15 protein-coding genes and 1 pseudogene are annotated in these 18,216 nt (G+C 51.3%); 7 read left to right on the top strand and 9 right to left on the bottom strand.

Annotated elements, in window-relative coordinates:
• Positions 1-83: 83 nt before the first annotated feature.
• The 3 genes from ruvA (at position 84) to ACO0LK_RS00105 (ending at position 2,711) form a co-directional block, all read left to right on the top strand.
• The gene (gene ruvA, locus ACO0LK_RS00115) at positions 84-665 is read left to right on the top strand and encodes a Holliday junction branch migration protein RuvA (RefSeq protein ID WP_422970995.1); all 582 of its coding nucleotides are present in this window, start codon (positions 84-86) and stop codon (positions 663-665) included.
• A 3-nt stretch (positions 666-668) separates the two neighbouring features.
• A complete protein-coding gene (ruvB, locus tag ACO0LK_RS00110) occupies positions 669-1,739 on the top strand; it encodes a Holliday junction branch migration DNA helicase RuvB (RefSeq protein ID WP_186946837.1) in 1,071 nt (356 codons plus the stop codon).
• A 147-nt stretch (positions 1,740-1,886) separates the two neighbouring features.
• Positions 1,887-2,711 (top strand): 2-keto-4-pentenoate hydratase, encoded by an 825-nt coding sequence (locus ACO0LK_RS00105; protein ID WP_422971816.1) that lies wholly within the window; start codon positions 1,887-1,889, stop codon positions 2,709-2,711.
• A 275-nt stretch (positions 2,712-2,986) separates the two neighbouring features.
• On the opposite strand, the gene ACO0LK_RS00100 is transcribed toward ACO0LK_RS00105, so the two are convergent.
• Positions 2,987-4,048, bottom strand: coding sequence for a porin (locus ACO0LK_RS00100; RefSeq protein WP_422970992.1), 1,062 nt, complete (start codon positions 4,046-4,048; stop codon positions 2,987-2,989).
• Positions 4,049-4,428: 380 nt separating this feature from the next.
• The gene (locus ACO0LK_RS00095) at positions 4,429-5,565 is read right to left on the bottom strand and encodes a porin (protein ID WP_186946834.1); all 1,137 of its coding nucleotides are present in this window, start codon (positions 5,563-5,565) and stop codon (positions 4,429-4,431) included.
• 346 nt (positions 5,566-5,911) lie between these two features.
• Here ACO0LK_RS00095 and coq7 point away from each other — a divergent pair, with 346 nt between their 5' ends.
• Positions 5,912-6,538, top strand: a complete 627-nt coding sequence (gene coq7, locus ACO0LK_RS00090) for a 2-polyprenyl-3-methyl-6-methoxy-1,4-benzoquinone monooxygenase (RefSeq protein WP_422971814.1) — start codon at positions 5,912-5,914, stop codon at positions 6,536-6,538.
• Between the two features lie 199 nt (positions 6,539-6,737).
• Positions 6,738-8,390, top strand: coding sequence for a methyl-accepting chemotaxis protein (locus ACO0LK_RS00085; protein WP_422970990.1), 1,653 nt, complete (start codon positions 6,738-6,740; stop codon positions 8,388-8,390).
• Positions 8,391-8,596: 206 nt separating this feature from the next.
• Here the strand turns inward: ACO0LK_RS00085 and ACO0LK_RS00080 are convergent, their stop codons facing one another.
• Complete coding sequence (locus ACO0LK_RS00080) at positions 8,597-10,888, bottom strand: UvrD-helicase domain-containing protein (protein WP_422970988.1); 2,292 nt, start codon at positions 10,886-10,888, stop codon at positions 8,597-8,599.
• A gap of 360 nt (positions 10,889-11,248) precedes the next feature.
• On the opposite strand from ACO0LK_RS00080, the gene dapA reads away from it, so the two are divergent.
• Positions 11,249-12,196, top strand: a complete 948-nt coding sequence (dapA, locus tag ACO0LK_RS00075) for a 4-hydroxy-tetrahydrodipicolinate synthase (protein WP_422970986.1) — start codon at positions 11,249-11,251, stop codon at positions 12,194-12,196.
• A gap of 63 nt (positions 12,197-12,259) precedes the next feature.
• Positions 12,260-12,994, top strand: a complete 735-nt coding sequence (locus ACO0LK_RS00070) for a hypothetical protein (protein ID WP_422970984.1) — start codon at positions 12,260-12,262, stop codon at positions 12,992-12,994.
• 10 nt (positions 12,995-13,004) lie between these two features.
• On the opposite strand, the gene thiE is transcribed toward ACO0LK_RS00070, so the two are convergent.
• The 6 genes and pseudogenes from thiE to thiC form a co-directional block, all read right to left on the bottom strand.
• The gene (thiE, locus tag ACO0LK_RS00065) at positions 13,005-13,649 is read right to left on the bottom strand and encodes a thiamine phosphate synthase (protein ID WP_422970982.1); all 645 of its coding nucleotides are present in this window, start codon (positions 13,647-13,649) and stop codon (positions 13,005-13,007) included.
• Positions 13,646-14,464 (bottom strand): bifunctional hydroxymethylpyrimidine kinase/phosphomethylpyrimidine kinase, encoded by an 819-nt coding sequence (gene thiD / locus ACO0LK_RS00060; RefSeq protein ID WP_422970980.1) that lies wholly within the window; start codon positions 14,462-14,464, stop codon positions 13,646-13,648. Before thiD ends, thiE begins: the two co-directional genes overlap by 4 nt.
• 21 nt (positions 14,465-14,485) lie before the next feature.
• Positions 14,486-15,277, bottom strand: a complete 792-nt coding sequence (locus ACO0LK_RS00055) for a thiazole synthase (RefSeq protein WP_422970978.1) — start codon at positions 15,275-15,277, stop codon at positions 14,486-14,488.
• A gap of 177 nt (positions 15,278-15,454) precedes the next feature.
• Positions 15,455-15,747, bottom strand: a pseudogene (locus tag ACO0LK_RS00050) (endonuclease domain-containing protein).
• A 277-nt stretch (positions 15,748-16,024) separates the two neighbouring features.
• Positions 16,025-16,225 carry a sulfur carrier protein ThiS gene (gene thiS / locus ACO0LK_RS00045; protein ID WP_422970976.1) on the bottom strand — a complete coding sequence of 67 codons (201 nt, stop codon included), beginning with the start codon at positions 16,223-16,225 and terminating at the stop codon, positions 16,025-16,027.
• 2 nt (positions 16,226-16,227) lie between these two features.
• Entirely contained in the window at positions 16,228-18,141 is a 1,914-nt protein-coding gene (thiC, locus tag ACO0LK_RS00040; protein WP_422970974.1) for a phosphomethylpyrimidine synthase ThiC, read from the bottom strand.
• Positions 18,142-18,216: the final 75 nt, after the last annotated feature.

The following is an 18,216-nucleotide window of genomic DNA, read 5'->3' as shown; positions in this document are numbered from 1 at the left end:
GTTATAAATTACTTGCGAGCCTCGTCAAACGCGCAAGAATCGTTTACTATCACTGCTTATTCATACAGTATGAAAGCAGTCTTATGATAGGTCGCATTGCAGGCACTCTGATAGAAAAGAATCCTCCGCAATTGCTGGTCGATTGCCAGGGCGTAGGCTATGAAGTCGATGTGCCCATGAGCACCTTCTATAATCTGCCTCATCTTGGCGAAAAAGTAGTCTTGCTAACCCATCTGGCGATACGCGAAGATGCCCATGTCCTGTTTGGTTTTGGCACTGCCGAAGAACGCACTACTTTCAAACAATTGATCAAGATCAGCGGTGTTGGTGCCCGCACTGCCCTGTCTATACTGTCCGGCATGTCGGTGGCTGATCTGGCGCAGGCAATTACCTTACAGGAAGCTGGACGCCTGACCCGTGTACCTGGCATAGGCAAAAAAACCGCCGAGCGTCTGTTGCTGGAATTGAAAGGTAAACTGGGTGCCGACCTGGGCACGGCCACAGCGGCCCTGGCAGCCGGCGACCATAGTGCCGATATCCTGAATGCCTTGCAAGCCCTTGGTTATTCCGACAAGGAAGCCTTGCTGGCCATGAAATCCGTACCCGCTGGCAGCGGTGTGTCGGACGGCATCAAGCTGGCATTGAAAGCACTGTCCAAAGGCTAAGCGATGACGATACAGACAGATAATCTTTCTTCCAACTTCAGCGAGCCGCGCATTATCTCGGCGACGCCCAGCTCGCCCAATGAAGAGGCAATAGAGCGGGCTCTGCGTCCCAAGCAACTCGATGAATATGTCGGCCAGGAAAAGATACGCGGTCAGCTGGAAATTTTCATCACTGCCGCCAGGCAGCGCAGCGAAGCACTCGATCACACGCTGCTGTTCGGGCCACCGGGCCTGGGTAAAACCACGCTCGCCCATATTATTGCCCGCGAGATGGGGGTCAACCTGCGCCAGACTTCCGGCCCGGTACTGGAGCGTGCCGGCGACCTGGCAGCCCTGCTGACCAACCTGGAAGCAAACGATGTCTTGTTCATCGATGAAATCCACAGGCTGTCACCGGTCGTGGAAGAAATTTTGTATCCGGCACTGGAAGATTACCAGATCGATATCATGATTGGCGAAGGACCGGCTGCACGTTCGGTCAAGCTGGATTTACAGCCCTTCACCCTGGTGGGTGCAACAACCCGTGCCGGCATGCTGACCAACCCGCTGCGCGACCGTTTCGGTATCGTCGCCAGGCTGGAATTTTATACACCGGAAGAATTGACCAAGATTGTTACCCGTTCGGCTTCACTGCTGAACGCGCCGATACAGGCTGATGGTGCCAGAGAAATTGCCAAGCGGGCACGTGGCACACCACGTATCGCCAATCGCCTGCTGCGACGCGTGCGCGACTATGCCGAGGTCAAGGGCAATGGCGAGATCACACGCCCCATGGCGGATGCCGCACTGAAAATGCTGGATGTGGACGCTGCTGGTTTTGATCTGATGGACAGAAAGCTGCTGGAAGCCATACTCTTCAAATTTGGTGGTGGCCCTGTTGGCCTGGACAATGTCGCCGCCGCTATCGGTGAAGAGCGCGACACCATCGAGGACGTACTGGAACCCTATCTGATTCAACAGGGATTTTTGCAGCGTACGCCCAGAGGCCGGATAGCAACTCCATCGGCCTATGAACATTTTGGTGTAACCATGCCCAGATCAGGCAATAACGGCGAATTATGGGGCGGCAGCTAAAGGCGCAGGCCTCTCTTTGGGATCATGGCTGAAACTAGCAGCTGTATTGCCCGGACCTGATAGTAAGAACCATTCCAGAAACAGAAAGTGACGCACCGCAACACCTTCCTGAACTTTTTTGTGCTCGAACCAACCAAACTTGATGCCATGTCCTTACAAGCCGAACACCATGCCTATGCCTTCCTTGAAGCCAGGGCACGTTTCCAGCCTTTACCGCCACTGACTTCACAATTTGAACTAAGCATTCATGACGCCTATGAAATCGCCAAAGCGTCGGACGACATACGCATTGCCGAAGGCGAAGTACGCATAGGTCGCAAGCTGGGCTTTACCAATCGCAAGCTGTGGTCCAAATACGGGACCAGAGAAGCCATACGCGCGCCCATCTGGAGCAGCCTGTTTGACAGTACCGTACGCTTTGTCGAAGATGCCTATGTCTATCAAAGCCTGACTGGTGCCTTGCAACCACGCATAGAGCCTGAGGTTGTTTTCAAGCTGGGCCGCACACCTGCGGCTGATGCCACCATAGAAGAATTGGCGGATTGTCTGGAATGGATGGCGCATGGCATAGAAATCGTCGTCAGCCCCTACCCCGACTGGAAGTTTGAAGCGGCGGACGCCATTGCAGCACTTGGTCTGCATGGCACTCTGCTGATAGGCGAGCCAAGGATACTGTCCAGCGCCAGCCGTCAGCATCTGGGAGAAGTGCTGGCGAATGCCAGCGTGTCCTTGTCCTGCGATGGATCTTTGCTAAGCGCAGGTTATGGCAGCGATGTACTGGACAGCCCGCTACATGCGATCTGGTACCTGCATCGCCTGCTGCAAGAGCAACCACAGTTTCCAGCCTTGCAGGCAGGTGAGATTATCACCACCGGCACCTGGACTGATGCCTACCCGGTGCAGGCAGGGCAAACCTGGGGCACGGCGTTTTCTGGTGTTCCACTTCCGGGCCTCAGTATCAGCTTCGCCTGATTTGCTGTATATCAGCTTCGCCTGGTCTGCTGTATCAGCCATCGGGTCAGTCCTGGCGGTCTGGCTGTGTCGCCGCTGACTATCCAGATCCATTGATCATATGGCTCACCTGTTTGGGCATCAAACACCACGCCACGACTCAAAATCGCCGCCAACAAGCATCGGCAGCAAGCATGGCGTTCGCAACCTGATAACCACTCTGGCAGACAACAAAAAAGCACCCCGAAAGGTGCTTTTTTGACGTTTAACCCAAGCTGACTTACGTCAGCAGAAGATTAGAACTTGTGACGGATACCAACGTTAACCAGGCGTACATTCGCGCCGTTGGTTACTGGATGGAAAGTTGCAGTGGAATCTGCGCTACCCAGGTTGATGTTTGCGTCGTTAGTTGCACGAGAGATCGAAGTGTACAGGTTAGTACGCTTGGACAGGGAGTATGTGTAACCCAGAGCCAGTTGTGAACCGTTTGCAGCTTTGATCAGGCTGTTTTGGTTAGTGGAACGGATGTAGCTAGCGATGATGTTACCAGCGCCGACAGGTACTGTCGCACCCAGCAACCATACGCGACGATCCAGAGCCAATACGCCAGATGCGTCATCTTTGATGGAAGAGAAACCAGCATGTGCTGTTACTACGTCAAAGTTGTATGTACCAGCCAGCAAGTAGCTCTTGGTTGCATTGTTACCTGCGGCATTTTGTGCATTGCTGTAAGCCAGTTCAGCGAACAACGGACCAGCAGCGTAGGCACCAGAGAAGCCCATGTAACGAGCAGCTGTGTTGTTACCGGCAACTTCACCAAAACCATAAGCAACAGTACCTGTGAAACCACCCAGGTTAGCTGTAGAGTATGTTGCGGAGTTGTTCATACGAACGCCACCGTGGTCGAAGTAAGCTGCAGCGCCCAGGCCGGAAGTACCGCTACCTGCTGTACCGCTAGTGATACCAGTGCTGAATGGATCGAAACTGTCGATAGCAACGAATGCTGGTGTGTATTGACGACCGAAGTTAACAGCGCCGAAATCACCAGACAAACCTACGAATGCTTGACGACCGAATGAACGGCCACCTTGTGCAGAGCTACCTGTATCTGCATTGATACCCATTTCCAATTGGAAATTGGCTTTCAGACCGCCGCCCAGATCTTCACTACCTTTGAAGCCCAAACGGGAACCGGATTGAATACCACTATCCAGAGCCAGAGTGGAGCCAGCAGGATCGCCAGTGTTTTGATGTTGCAAAGCCATATCTACAACACCGTAGATAGTTACGGAAGATTGTGCTTGCGCTGTACCAGCAACAGCAGCCAAAACTGACAGAGCGATGAGTGATTTTTTCATTGATATTTCTCCAAAGGATTTCACATTAATATGAACTACATTAAGCACATTTTCGCGCAAAACTGAGCCAAAACTTGATCGCACAAAACGCGCTAATTCTTATGAATCTACAAGACTGCTAAAAAGAAGTTAACGTATTTGACCAAAATTGGCCTTGGACAGCCAAGCTAATTCAGCTTCGGAGGAAGATATGGACAGAAAATGTCTCAAATAAGCAACAAAAATTGCTTATATTGACACATTTTTAGTGCTATTGATGCAACATTGCTGATGTGCAAAATCACTGAAAATCGTCTTAAAACCTGTCTTTAACTGAAGAAAAACAAACTGCAAAGGTCGCCCCAGGGGCGACCTTTGCATATACGACGATCAGCTTACAATCAGAATGCGTGCAATACACCTACTGCCGTACGCATCGCGGAACTGTTACCAGCACCGATGATGCCCAAAGCCAGTGATACGTCTTGTGCATTCACGGAACCTGCTTTTGCATACGTCAGGGATGCATAAGCTGTTGTACGTTTGCTGAATGCATATTTAGCCAAACCGATGTACTGATCTGCTTTACCGTCGATGTCGCCAGAACGCTTGGTGTTGTAATAAGCAGCTGTCAGTGTTGTCTGATCAGACAGACTGAAATCTGCACCCAGGCCAATCACAGCAATCTTGCGGCCATTTGCGCTTGGCAGAGCATCAATCTTGATATTACCGTCAACCTTGGTTTGTGCATAAGTACCGCGCAGCATTACAGATGGAGCAACTTTAAACTTCGCACCACCAGCGAAGCCGGTCATGAAGGCTGCATTCGCATTGTCTTTCATTTTTGCATAAGACAAAGCTGCGCCGTTTGTGCCGTCAGTAAAGAAGCCTGACAAACCTGCGTAGTTGCTGGCTGTACTATCGCCAGCTTTCTCACCGAAACCGTACATCAGCGCGCCGCCGAAGCCGGACATCAATGGAGAAACATATTTGATGGAGTTATTTTGACGCAGTGCTGAACCGCCTTGGTTAGTACCGAAACCACCGAAGAACGCGCCAGAGTTCAATGCACTGAACATCACGTTAGGATTGGAACCTGCATGTGCCAGGCTGATAGGATCAGCCAGACCAACAGAATCCACACCCAGAATATTGTTACGGCCCAGAGTAACGGAACCGAAATCACCAGACAGACCTACCCATGACAGGCGATCAAACAGGGATGTGTTGTTACCAGTCTGGTTAAATACATTACCACCAAAACCTGCACCGGCTGTACCAGTGTCATTGGCCAATGTACCTTCCAGATTGAAGTTGGCTTTCAAACCGCCACCCAGATCTTCAGAACCTTTGATACCCCAGCGGGAAGTCAGCAATTGGCCAGCATCCATGGAAAATTTGGAGCCACCAGTAGCGGTCTGATTAGTAGTCGCTACCACTGCGGCATCGATAATCCCGTAGATAGTTACGGAAGATTGTGCAGACGCTGTCGCTGCAAATGCACTCAGAACTGCGAAAGCCAGTATCGTTTTTTTCATTTAAACAGTCTCCAAAATTATATGTATTTTTACTGACCATCCATTTTTCGCATGGTCATGCTTTTCTATTTAGTCTTGCCAAGACTTCAAAACCTGCTGATTAAGAAGTTAGATTCCATTGAAACAAATTAAAACATTTAGGGCAAAGAGAATTTGCGAACGGTCGTATTTAAGCAAATTTAATGTGGCGTTACCGCAACAAGCATCTTCTTTCTTATTGCGAGAATCATAATTTTTTTGAAAGCACTGATGCATATCATGCAGCCAGGCAATCTATATAAGACCATCGATGTTCTATCCTATAATCAGCACATTAACGCTTACTTTTTCAAACTAATTTATGAGCATTTTAGCAATTGACCATCTCATTCTTGGACTTGACCGGGCACTACGCGTAGTGAATGGTCAAGCCCGTTCCAGACGCAACAATCCAGGCCAAGAGGTTCCGGAAGCAAACATGTCAGATGAAGAAAAAGCCCATAGTGCTGGCCTGATGCGTGTCAATCATGTGGGCGAGATTTGCGCCCAGGCCCTGTATGACGCCCAGGGGGCCTTCACAAAAACGGATGCTATCCGTCAGCAGTTTCAACATTCCGGCATAGAAGAAGAAGACCACCTGGCCTGGACAGCGGGCCGCCTGAAGGAATTGAATTCACATACCAGTCTGCTGAACCCCTTGTGGTACGCCGGTGCCTATGCAGTTGGCGCGCTGGCGGCAAAAAGCGGTGACAAGCTCAGCCTTGGCTTTGTCGTTGAAACCGAGCGTCAGGTCGAAGCCCACCTTGCCAGCCACATGGATAAATTACCTGTGCAAGATAGCAGGTCGCGCGCCATCGTCGAACAGATGCGGGTGGATGAAATTGCCCACGGCGCGGCGGCCCAGTCACTGGGTGCTACTGAGTTGCCAGCACCAGTCAAGGCTGGAATGAAATTCATGGCCAAGATCATGACAGCAAGCGCCTATTACATTTAAAAACGCAACAATGAACTATAAATTCACTACCATTCGAAAATGGATTCCGTTATGATCACAAGAGCTTGTTTTTTGGATAACTTTATTTACCATATTCAGTATCTGAACACCCGAATTTCCAACTAAATTCCTGGTGGATATGCTGGCTTCCACCTTCGTAGTCTGACTTCTCAACGAAGATTTAGAAAGGTGGAAAGCAATGCGCAATAATCAACCCATCACCGGTAAAGAAGTTGAGGTCAAAGATGGCCAATCCATCGTTTCCAAGACCGACCTTAAAGGCAAAATTCAGTATTGCAATCCCACCTTCATCGAAATCAGTGGCTTTGAAGAATCCGAACTGATAGGTGCGCCCCATAATGTTGTCCGCCATCCCGACATGCCCGTGCAGGCATTTGCCGACTTGTGGGGCACGATCAAAGAGGGCCGTCAATGGGATGGCATGGTAAAAAATCGTTGTAAAAATGGTGATCATTACTGGGTAAGAGCGAATGTCACCCCTGTCATTGAAAATGATCAGGTGGTCGGCTACATGTCGGTACGTACCAAACCCAGTCGTGCAGAGGTGGCCGAAGCAGAACAACTGTATCGTCGCATGCGTGAAGACACAAGCGGACAATTGCAATTGCATCATGGGCGCCTGGTAAGGACAGATATCCCGGGGAAAATAGCAAGTGCCCTGCGGTTTTCTGGCACCACCAAGCTCGCGCTGGGTATGCTCTGTGCCATTGGCATGATATTGGCGGGAGCTATTGTGCGTCTGCTGAACTCCGGCTTTCAAATCATCGATTTCTCCACCATGTGCATCGCGATTGCATTTATTGCCTACCAGTGGTTTGCCGTACACCGCAGTTATATCCAACCGCTTCAACAGGCCATACATGCAGCGCGAACGATGGCCGGTGGAGATCTGGCGACTCCTGTACCAAAGGGAGATGACAGCGAGATGGGGCAACTTATGCAGGCGATGCGTCAGATGAACATCAATCTGGTATCCATTATTGCCGATGTCAGAACCAACGTGAATTCAATCAGCCGTGGCAGCAGAGAGATTGCTGACGGCAACATGGATTTGTCTAACCGTACCGAATCTCAGGCATCCAGCCTGGAAGAAACCGCTGCCAGCATGGAGGAATTTGCTTCCACAATCAAACAGAATTCCGACAGCGCTTCACAGGCAAATCATCTGGCCGCAACCGCCTCCAAAGTTGCGATTCAAGGCGGTGACATGGTTAGCAAGGTCGGCAGCACCATGCATGAAATCAGCGAATCTGCAAAGAGCATAGAAAATATTATCAGCCTGATCGATGGCATCGCTTTCCAGACGAATATTCTGGCACTGAACGCAGCCGTAGAAGCAGCGCGTGCTGGTGAACAGGGTCGTGGTTTTGCCGTGGTCGCCAGTGAAGTACGCAATCTGGCCCAAAAATCCGCCAGCGCAGCAAAGGAAATCAAGACCCTCATAGAAAATTCCATGAGTAAAGTGGATACCGGCAACAAATTAGTGGAAGATGCCTCAAAGACCATGTTGCAACTGGTGCAGTCGGTGCAAAACGTTACCAGTATCATTCATGAAATCAGCAATGCCAGCAGTGAACAAAGCGATGGTGTGGAACAAATGAATCAGGCTGTTTCACAGATGGATGAAATTACTCAGCAAAATGCCGCAATGGTAGAAGAGGCGGCCGCATCTGCAACCAATCTGGCGGAACAAGCCATGCATCTGCAACAGGCGGTCAGCATTTTCAAGCTAGACACCGGCGCAGTCGCGGGAAACATGGCGAAACCGGTCAGCAAAGTCAAAGCGGCTGCATCAATAAACTCCGTAAAACAACTGCAACACAGCCATTAGCATTCATGACCAAAATCATGACGGTTGGCGTTGTTAGGGCGTATTGACCTGGACCTCACTCCATGAACGGGAATGAGTTCTTGCATATTTGTTTGGCATGCAGATCAAGATCACTTGCGAAACCTGGTCTGCATCCCTGAAACATCATGAACTTGAAACGAAGGTGCATGATGCAACCCCAAGGCTCATCTTCACCGTGTCCGTCCCTATATTTTTTCCAGCTTGGCGACACTCAGATCGAGCTCCTTCATACCAAACTTGCCGAAGTTGATTTGGGCGCGCGGGCTGCCACTGCCACCTCCACCATTGATATTCACGATCACGCCTTCACCAAACTTGGCATGCGCAACATTCTGGCCTATGCGCCAGCCATCACCCACGCTTTTTTGTTTAAAGCTTTGTGCAATCTGGTTTGCAGCCTCATCCGGCGCTTCATCCCAGGCGGATTTTTTGTTGCCAAACCAGCTTGCCTGTACCTTGGGCGATAACCATTTGACTGATTCTTCCGGCAACTCTTCCAGGAAGCGCGAACGCACGTTGTAACGCGTCTGACCGTGCAACATGCGGGTTTGAGAAAAGCTCAGGTACAGGCGCTTGCGGGCACGGGTGATGGCAACATACATAAGACGGCGCTCTTCCTCGACACCACTTTCTTCCTGTGCGCTGTTTTCGTGCGGGAACAATCCTTCTTCCAGACCGGTGATGAAGACCGCATCAAATTCCAGACCTTTGGCTGAATGCACAGTCATCAATTGCATGGCATCCTGGCCAGCCTGCGCCTGATTATCACCTGCTTCGAGAGAAGCATGGGACAGGAAAGCCGACAAGGGTGACATCATCGTTGGCAGCGCAGCGTCGGCATCAATGATCTGATCACCATTTCCACTATCAAGCAAAACGGCATTACTGCTGGCAGGGCCGGCAAAGGCAGGCGCTTCTTTATTGAATCCTTCTTCTGACACAAACAGGGTTGCTGCACTCACCAACTGCTCCAGATTTTCTATGCGGTCTGCGCCTTCTTTTTCAGTCTGGTAATGCGTCAGCAAGCTGCTGACTTCCAGCACGATCTTGACCATCTCGGGCAAAGGCAGGTTCTGGGTTTCAAAACGCGCACCTTCTATCAATTTGACGAAGGATGCCAGCGAAGAACCGGCCTTGCCAGCCACATACGGCACGGCAGCATACATGGAAATATTCTGCTGCCTGGCGACATCCTGCAATTGCTCCAGCGAACGCGCACCTATGCCGCGGGTAGGGAAATTCACCACGCGCAAAAAGGCAGAATCATTATGCGGGTTATCCATCAGTTGCAGATAGGCGATGGCATGCTTGATCTCGGCACGTTCGAAAAAGCGCTGGCCGCCATATACGCGGTAAGGGATATTCGCAGTGAACAGTGCATGCTCTATCACACGCGACTGTGCATTCGAGCGGTACAGAATTGCAATCTCGCTACGCAACGAACCGTCTCGTATCAAATTTTTGGCTTCTTCTATGATCCAGTTGGCTTCCTGTATATCGCTGCTGGATTCCATGATGCGCACCGGCTCACCGTGACCGGCATCGGTACGCAGATTCTTGCCAAGGCGTTTGCTATTGTGTTCGATAAGTACGTTAGCGCTGTCCAGGATATGACCATGCGAGCGATAATTCTGTTCCAGCTTGATCAGGTTCTGCACCTGAAATTCACGCTCAAAAGCCGACATATTACCGACGTTGGCACCACGGAAGGCATAGATACTCTGGTCGTCATCTCCCACGGCAAACACGGCACCGCCTTTCTTGGTACCCTCACCTGCCATCAGCTTCAGCCACTTGTATTGCAGGTCATTGGTGTCCTGAAACTCATCAACGAGGATGTGACGGAACCTGTCCTGATAATGTTCACGCAGCGGCTGGTTGCGGCTCAATAATTCATAAGTGCGCAACAGCAATTCAGCAAAATCGACCACACCATCACGCTGGCACTGGGCATCATACAAATCGTACAGGCCAACCAGTTTGCGATTGAAATCATCATAAGCATCGACCTGGGCGGCACGCAAACCCTGATCCTTGGCACCATTGATGAAATACATCAGAGTCTTGGGCGGGAATTTTTCATCATCGATATTGTTCGCCTTCAGCAAACGCTTGATGAAGGATAACTGGTCACCAGAATCCAGAATCTGAAAGGTCGACGGCAAACCGGCATCGCGGTGATGGGCACGCAAGAGGCGATTGCACAGGCCATGGAAAGTACCTATCCACATACCGCGTGTATTAATCGGCAACATGGCAGACAGGCGCGTCAACATTTCCTTGGCGGCCTTATTGGTAAAGGTCACCGCCAAGATTCCCCCGGGCGAAACCTGACCAGTCTGTATCAGCCAGGCTATCCTGGTCGTCAGCACACGTGTCTTGCCTGAGCCGGCACCAGCCAAAATCAGGGCAGACTGCGCCGGCAGGGTCACGGCAGCCAGTTGTTCGGGATTTAAGTTGTGGAGTAAATTTTGCATAGACAGATTATACGGGACTATGCCACCTGCGCTTTATGCGCCCCCTGGACTTGCTGAAAATTGTTGCTGGATGAAAGTGCAAGCGGCTTGACAGGTTTAGCCCATCCGCTGATAATCGTTTCAATCGCAATCTCGCTTTCATTCTCATTTTCATTATGCAAACTCAAGTCAAAGATCAATTACACGCACAAGGCAACACTGCTTTGTGTATGGTCTTTGCCAAAGCCAAGAAACAGACGCTCATCTGACCGGGGCGTGCTGTCCCGTCAGGTGAGCTGACAGGATGGCAAAACGGTTTTCTTCCCTTGTGCTATGCGTCAACTCCCTGCGGGTCTTTAACCGGTCCACAGGAGAACAGGCATGTCCAGCAACATAAGTACCCTTAGCAATACCCCGATTCAAGCAATGCATACTCAGCAGGCCAGGCGCAAGGATTTTTCCGGCATCTGGGTCGCACTGGTCACGCCATTTTGCGATGATACAGACGCAGAAGTGGATTTCCCTGCGTTGCAGGCACTGGCCAGCAAGCTGATCGCTGAGGGTGTAACTGGCCTGGTGATCTGCGGCTCTACTGGCGAGGCAGCCGCCCTTAATCCGGAAGAACAATTGCAGGTACTGGATGCAGTGCTGGCGGTGGTTCCGGCACATCAGGTCATCATGGGTTTGAGCGGCAACCACATGCAGCAAGTCTTGCACAGACTGGCATCAGTGGTACAACGACAGCTTGCTGGCATACTGGTCACACCACCGTACTATATAAGGCCATCGCAGGCTGGTATCGTGCAGTACTTCAACGAAATCGCCAATGCTTCGACCGTGCCAGTGCTGCTTTATAACATCCCTTACCGCACCGGTGTGAATATGGAACTGACTACCTTGCAACAACTGGCCCGGCATCCTAACATCGTCGGCATCAAGGATTGTGGTGGCAATCTTCAAGCCACCATGCAACTCATTATGGATGGAGATATCCAGGTGCTTACAGGGGAAGATCATCAGTTGCTTTCTACACTGTGCCTGGGAGGTGCGGGCGGCATACTGGCATCGGCACATTTGCGTCCAGATCTGTTCCTGCGCTTGCAGGCACATGTCAATGCAGGTGAGCTTGAGCAGGCACGGGCAATTTTCTACCGTTTGCTACCAGTCATGCAGGCGCTGTTTGAAGAGCCCAACCCTGCACCTCTGAAAGCAGCACTGGCGGCATCAGGCATCATGCAAGCCTGCCTGCGTGCGCCCATGCAGGCAGCAAGTGCAGATACTGCGGGCAAGCTATTGCATGCGATGGCACAACTCGACATCATTGAATAGACCATTGCCCAGCCCGACGAAGCACGGGATAATGCGGCTTCAATTATCTGTCTCTGAATAATGATGCTACGTCTGAATCCTGTGCTTCCTCTGTTTCCTTTGTTGGCTGCGGCCATGATTTTTCATAGTGCGCCCGTGGCTGCGATGACCATGCTAAGGTCAAACGACACCTTGGTTTTATATGGCAAGGTGGAAGCGGATGATGCGCAACGCTTCCGTCGCAATCTGTCTGGCGGTGAGGTGCACAATGTCGTGCTGACCGAAAGCCAGGGCGGTGACCTGAATGCAGCCTATGGCATCGCCCAGTTAATCAGCGGCAGAAAAATCAATACCGCAGTGCAGGGTAATTGCTTTTCTTCCTGCGCAGTCATGTTCATGGCAGGCAAAGAGCGACGCATGCTCGCCAGCAAGGACCTGGCACGTACCAATCTTGGCTTTCACGGCCCTCACAACAAGGAAACCCGTGAAGTCAGTACTGAAGCCATCCCCAAATTGCGTGAATGGTTATTGAAAGCCACAGATGGCAAGTTCCCTGAAACATTGCTGGATCAGGCCATGTATATCAAAAGTGCCAGCGACATGATGTTCTTCTACTACCCGGGCACCAACAAAAAGAAAGGCAATATCCGCTTTTGCACGGAAGGTACGCTAGCCAACCCGCGCAAATGTGAGACCATAGAAGGCCACGACATCGTCAGCGTAGGCATACTGACCACCGCAGAGTTATTAAAGGTCGAAGACCTGGAGCCGCAAGCGGCAGTGCCCGTCAGCAAAGAAACCGGGGGCGAAACCAAATAAACCCCACCTTTCAGGGCTTACTTGCGGCAAACAACTCTGTCAATGCACGCGCAGCCTGTTGTGGCTGTTCTGCCATATACACACTGCTGATCACCGCCACCATGTCAGCTCCCTGCGCAAGCAGTGGCTGGCAGTTTTCCAGTGTCATGCCGCCGATGACGACATTCGGCACATCAAATTCCCTGACCGCCTCGGCCACTATGCTGGCTGGTGTCGTCACGGCATATTTCTTGATGCGTGAAGGATAGAAGCCTCCGAAGGCAATATAGCTGGCGCCACCTTTGGTCGCAGTGCGTGCCAGTTCCAGATCACCATAACAGGATGCGCCCAGAATTTTATCTGCTCCCAGCTTTATTCTTGCATCAGCGACCGACATATCGGTACCGCCTACATGCAATCCATCCGCATCAATATCAAGACAGAGTTGCAGATGATCATTGACGATAAAGGGTTTATTGAAACGACGACAGAGTTCCTGCAATGCCAGGGCCTGGGTCTTGCGTAATTCAGGACTGGCAGTCTTGTGACGGTATTGCACGATATTCACGCCGCCCTGCAATGCCTGTTCGGTGACAGCCACGAGCCGGGCTGTATCATCCCAGTCAGGGGTAACGATATATAAACCACTGAGTTGATTCTTACTGAATTTAGTCATGACTTCTTCCTTGTATTCGACACTGACTGACGCGCAGGAATGAGCTGCCCGGCGGCAATCGCGTATGCATGTTGCAAGCTTTGTTGCGTATAGCTTTGCGCCTTTTGCAGTGCTTCAGGCAAGCCTGCACCAGTTGCCAGTTGCCCGGCAATTGCTGATGCCAGCGTACAGCCACTACCGTGAAATTCACCCGGCAAACGCGGCCACAGCCATTCCTGCGCGGTCTGCCATTGTCCATGCTGGAACCAGATATTTTTTACCTGGGCTTCTGTTGCATGTCCACCTTTCAACAAGACATCCGCCTCACAGGTTTGCATCAGGGTTTCTACCTGCGCCTGTATATCTATAGGCTGTGGTGACAAACGTTTCAGTTCAGGTAAATTCGGTGTGATCAGCGTCGCTACCTTTAGTAAAGGCTGTATAGCCTCTAGCGCATCATCCAGCGACAGACTGTCGCCATGACCACTACCCAACACAGGGTCAACGATGATTTGCAAATCAGGCTGTTGCAGTTTCATCTTCTGGATAAAACTGGCAATCGCCGTTGCATTCTTTTTATGCGCGACGATGCCCAGCTTGACGACCTTGACCGGTATCTTGGCTATCAGAGTCATCGCCTGCTGCAAGATAATTTGCACATCGACAGCATGCACCGCATAGGCATGGTCATTGTCCTGCACCGTCAGTGCGGTAATCACCGGCAAGGCATGCGCACCCTGTGCTGCGATCGCTTCGATATCTGCCTGTATGCCGGCACCACCACTAGGGTCATGCCCGGCAAACACCAGCACACAGGGACGTGTAGTTGTTTTCATCAAACGATCATCAAACGGATATCAGACAATGCGGCCAGCCATGGGGGAAGACGGTGAAGCTGCAAACTTGCGTGGCATACGTCCTGCCAGAAATGCCTCATGCCCAGCTTCCACCGCCAGCCCCATGGCACGCGCCATGCGGACCGGGTCTTTGGCACCAGCAATCGCGGTATTCATCAATACGCCATCGCAACCCAGTTCCATCGCTATCGCAGCATCAGATGCCGTGCCAACACCGGCATCCACAAGTACAGGCACTTTGGACTGTTCGATAATCAGTGACAGATTCCAGGGATTCAAAATACCCATGCCTGAACCTATCAATGAGGCCAGCGGCATGACGGCGACGCAACCTATGTCTTCCAGCATGCGCGCCTGTATTGGGTCATCGCTGCAATACACCATGACATCGAAACCATCCTGGACAAGTGTCCTGGCGGCCTTCAGAGTCTCCGGCATATTCGGAAAAAGAGTTTTCTCATCACCCAATACTTCCAACTTGCACAGCTTGTGTCCACCCAATAACTCACGCCCCAACTGCAGGGTATAGACAGCATCTTCTGCGTTATAACAACCGGCAGAGTTGGGCAGTATGGTGTATTTGCTGGGTGGCACGACATCCAGCAAGCTGGGAGCATTCGGGTCTTGCCCTATATTGACGCGGCGTATCGCTACCGTGATGATCTCGGCACCGCTGGCTTCTGTCGCCAGCCGGGTTTGTTCAAGGTCTTTGTATTTACCACTGCCAACCAGCAGGCGCGAGCGGTAGGTTTTGCCAGCTATGGTCAAGCCTTGATTGTTTTCTGTTTGCATTGTTGTTTCCAAAAAAATTTTGATCCTGTTTGGCTGTTTGACTCCTTCCCCTTCAAGGGGAAGGTTGGGATGGGGATGGGTTTCTTAAGCAAACTTAAGTATCGCCTGATCAACCGAACCCCATCCCCACCCTAGCCCTCCCCTTGAAGGGGAGGGAATATCCTCAGTTTTTTAAGGCTACGCTTTGTTCACATGTCGCCAAATTTCTTCCATCACAGCATTAGTCTCACTCAATACCTGATTATTCCAAAAGCGTAAGACATTAAAACTGCCTTCTTCAGCACTTCAGTCCTGTGCATGTCATACGCCTGCGCCTCAGCATGCTGTCCGCCATCGACTTCAATTACCAGAAGCTTTTCCAGACATACAAAATCCAGTACGAAATGCTGAAATGGATATTGCCGTCTGAACTTGACACCAAGTTGTTCGCCACGTAAACCTTGCCACAATTTCTTCTCGGCATCGGTCATGTTTTTACGCAAGACTTTTGCTGTTTTGATCAAGGTTTCGCTGGGTGCGTTTTTCATATTCAAGATTGACTAAGATCAACTATATCCCCTCCCCTTCAAGGGGAGGGTTAGGGTGGGGATGGGGTTCCATCACAAATAATGCAAGGATTTTACGACCGAAACCCATCCCCATCCCAACCATCCACCGCGCCGCTTGCAAGCGGCTTAGAAATTTGTGACGCAAAGCATGCTTTGCGAATTTCCACAAATATCTCCTTCAAGGGGAGGGAGCTTAACCTCAACCTCCACCAATCGCCCTCACCACATCAACCTTGTCATCGACTCGCAACTGATACTCCGCCCACTGCGACCGCGGAATAATCTGCCGATTCACCGCCACCGCAATCGTCTGTTGCGACAGATTCAGTTCGGCAATCAAATCCGCCAGCAGTGCGCTCGCCAGTTGCCGCTTTTCTCCGTTGAGTTGTATGTCCACCATGACTATTGCTTCTTGTAGATTTCCGCACCGGATTTGATGAATTCGACAGCTTTGACTTCCATACCCTGCTTCAGCGCCTGTATCTCACTGATGCCCTGCGCATTGGCGTAGTCGCGTACTTCCTGCGTGATCTTCATGGAACAGAAATGCGGGCCGCACATGGAGCAGAAATGGGCGACCTTGGCAGAATCCTTGGGCAGGGTTTCATCATGGAATTCCCGCGCCTTGTCAGGGTCAAGGCCGATGTTGAACTGGTCTTCCCAGCGGAATTCAAAGCGTGCTTTGGATAAGGCATTGTCGCGTATCTGTGCGCCTGGATGGCCTTTTGCCAGGTCGGCTGCATGGGCAGCAATCTTGTAAGTGATGATGCCATCCTTGACATCGACCTTGTTGGGTAAACCCAGATGTTCTTTCGGTGTCACATAGCACAGCATGGCCGTGCCATACCAGCCGATTTGTGCGGCACCGATGCCGGAGGTGATGTGGTCGTAACCTGGTGCGATGTCCGTCGTCAATGGGCCTAACGTATAAAAAGGCGCTTCATGGCATTGCTCAAGTTGCAGGTCCATGTTTTCTTTGATGAGGTGCATGGGCACATGGCCAGGGCCTTCTATCATGACTTGCACATCATGCTTCCAGGCGATCTGTGTCAGCTCGCCCAGGGTTTTCAGTTCACCCAACTGCGCTTCATCATTGGCATCGTAGATGGAACCAGGACGCAGGCCATCACCGAGGCTGAAGGACACATCGTAGGCTTTCATGATGTCGCAGATGTCTTCGAAATGCTCATACAGAAAGCTTTCCTTATGGTGGGCCAGACACCATTTCGCCATGATGGAACCACCACGTGACACGATACCGGTCAGGCGCTTGGCCGTCATCGGTACATATTGCAGGCGCACGCCAGCATGGATGGTGAAATAGTCGACGCCCTGCTCGGCTTGTTCGATAAGCGTGTCGCGGAAAATTTCCCACGTCAGGTCTTCTGCCTTGCCATTCACTTTTTCAAGTGCCTGATAGATGGGCACGGTACCGATAGGCACAGGTGAATTGCGGATGATCCATTCACGGGTTTCGTGTATGTGTTTGCCAGTCGACAAATCCATGACATTGTCACCGCCCCAGCGTATCGCCCAGGTCATTTTTTCGACTTCTTCACCGATGGAAGATGTCACTGCGGAATTGCCGATATTGGCATTGATTTTGACCAAAAAATTACGGCCTATGATCATCGGCTCAATTTCTGGATGATTGATATTGGCAGGAATAATGGCACGGCCACGGGCTATTTCTGAACGCACAAATTCTGGCGTGATTTCTTCTGGTATAGCAGCACCAAAAGACTGGCCTGGATGCTGGCGTCCCATCACTTCTGCCAGTTTGTTACCCATGGGGCCAGAGGCTTTCAGGTTTTCCAGATATTCTTTTCTGCGCAGGTTTTCGCGGATAGCGACAAATTCCATTTCCGGCGTGATGATGCCCTGGCGTGCATAATGCATTTGGGAGACATTTTTGCCTGCGAGCGCACGACGTGGTAAGCGTTTCAGGTTGAAGCGCAGTTCGGCCAACTTTGGATCATTCAGGCGGGCGATGCCGTATTCGGACGTGGGGCCTGCAAGTTCCTCTGTGTCATTGCGCTCGGCTATCCATGCACCGCGTACGGATGCCAGGCCAGAACGGATATCGATTTTAACTGCGGGGTCGGTATAAGGGCCGGACGTGTCGTACACATAGATAGGCGGATTTTTTTCCGAGCCAAACATGGCAGGCGTATCCGACTGGCTGATCTCGCGCATGGGTACGCGGATATCCGGGCGGCTGCCCTGAACATAGGTCTTGCGGGAATTCGGCAGTGGCTGAATGGCTGCCTCGTCCACAGTGGCGGTAGCGGACAAGAATTGCGGGTTGGCGTTCATTTTGGCTCCTTTGCTTTGTTGGCATGGAGCCAGCAAAGGAGTTTCCAAAGTCAGGATGCGCACGCTGATGGCAGG

Source organism: Undibacterium sp. Ji49W, from assembly GCF_049340205.1.
Classification (GTDB): Bacteria; Pseudomonadota; Gammaproteobacteria; order Burkholderiales; family Burkholderiaceae_D; genus Undibacterium.
This window is presented reverse-complemented; position numbering and strand designations above follow the sequence as displayed.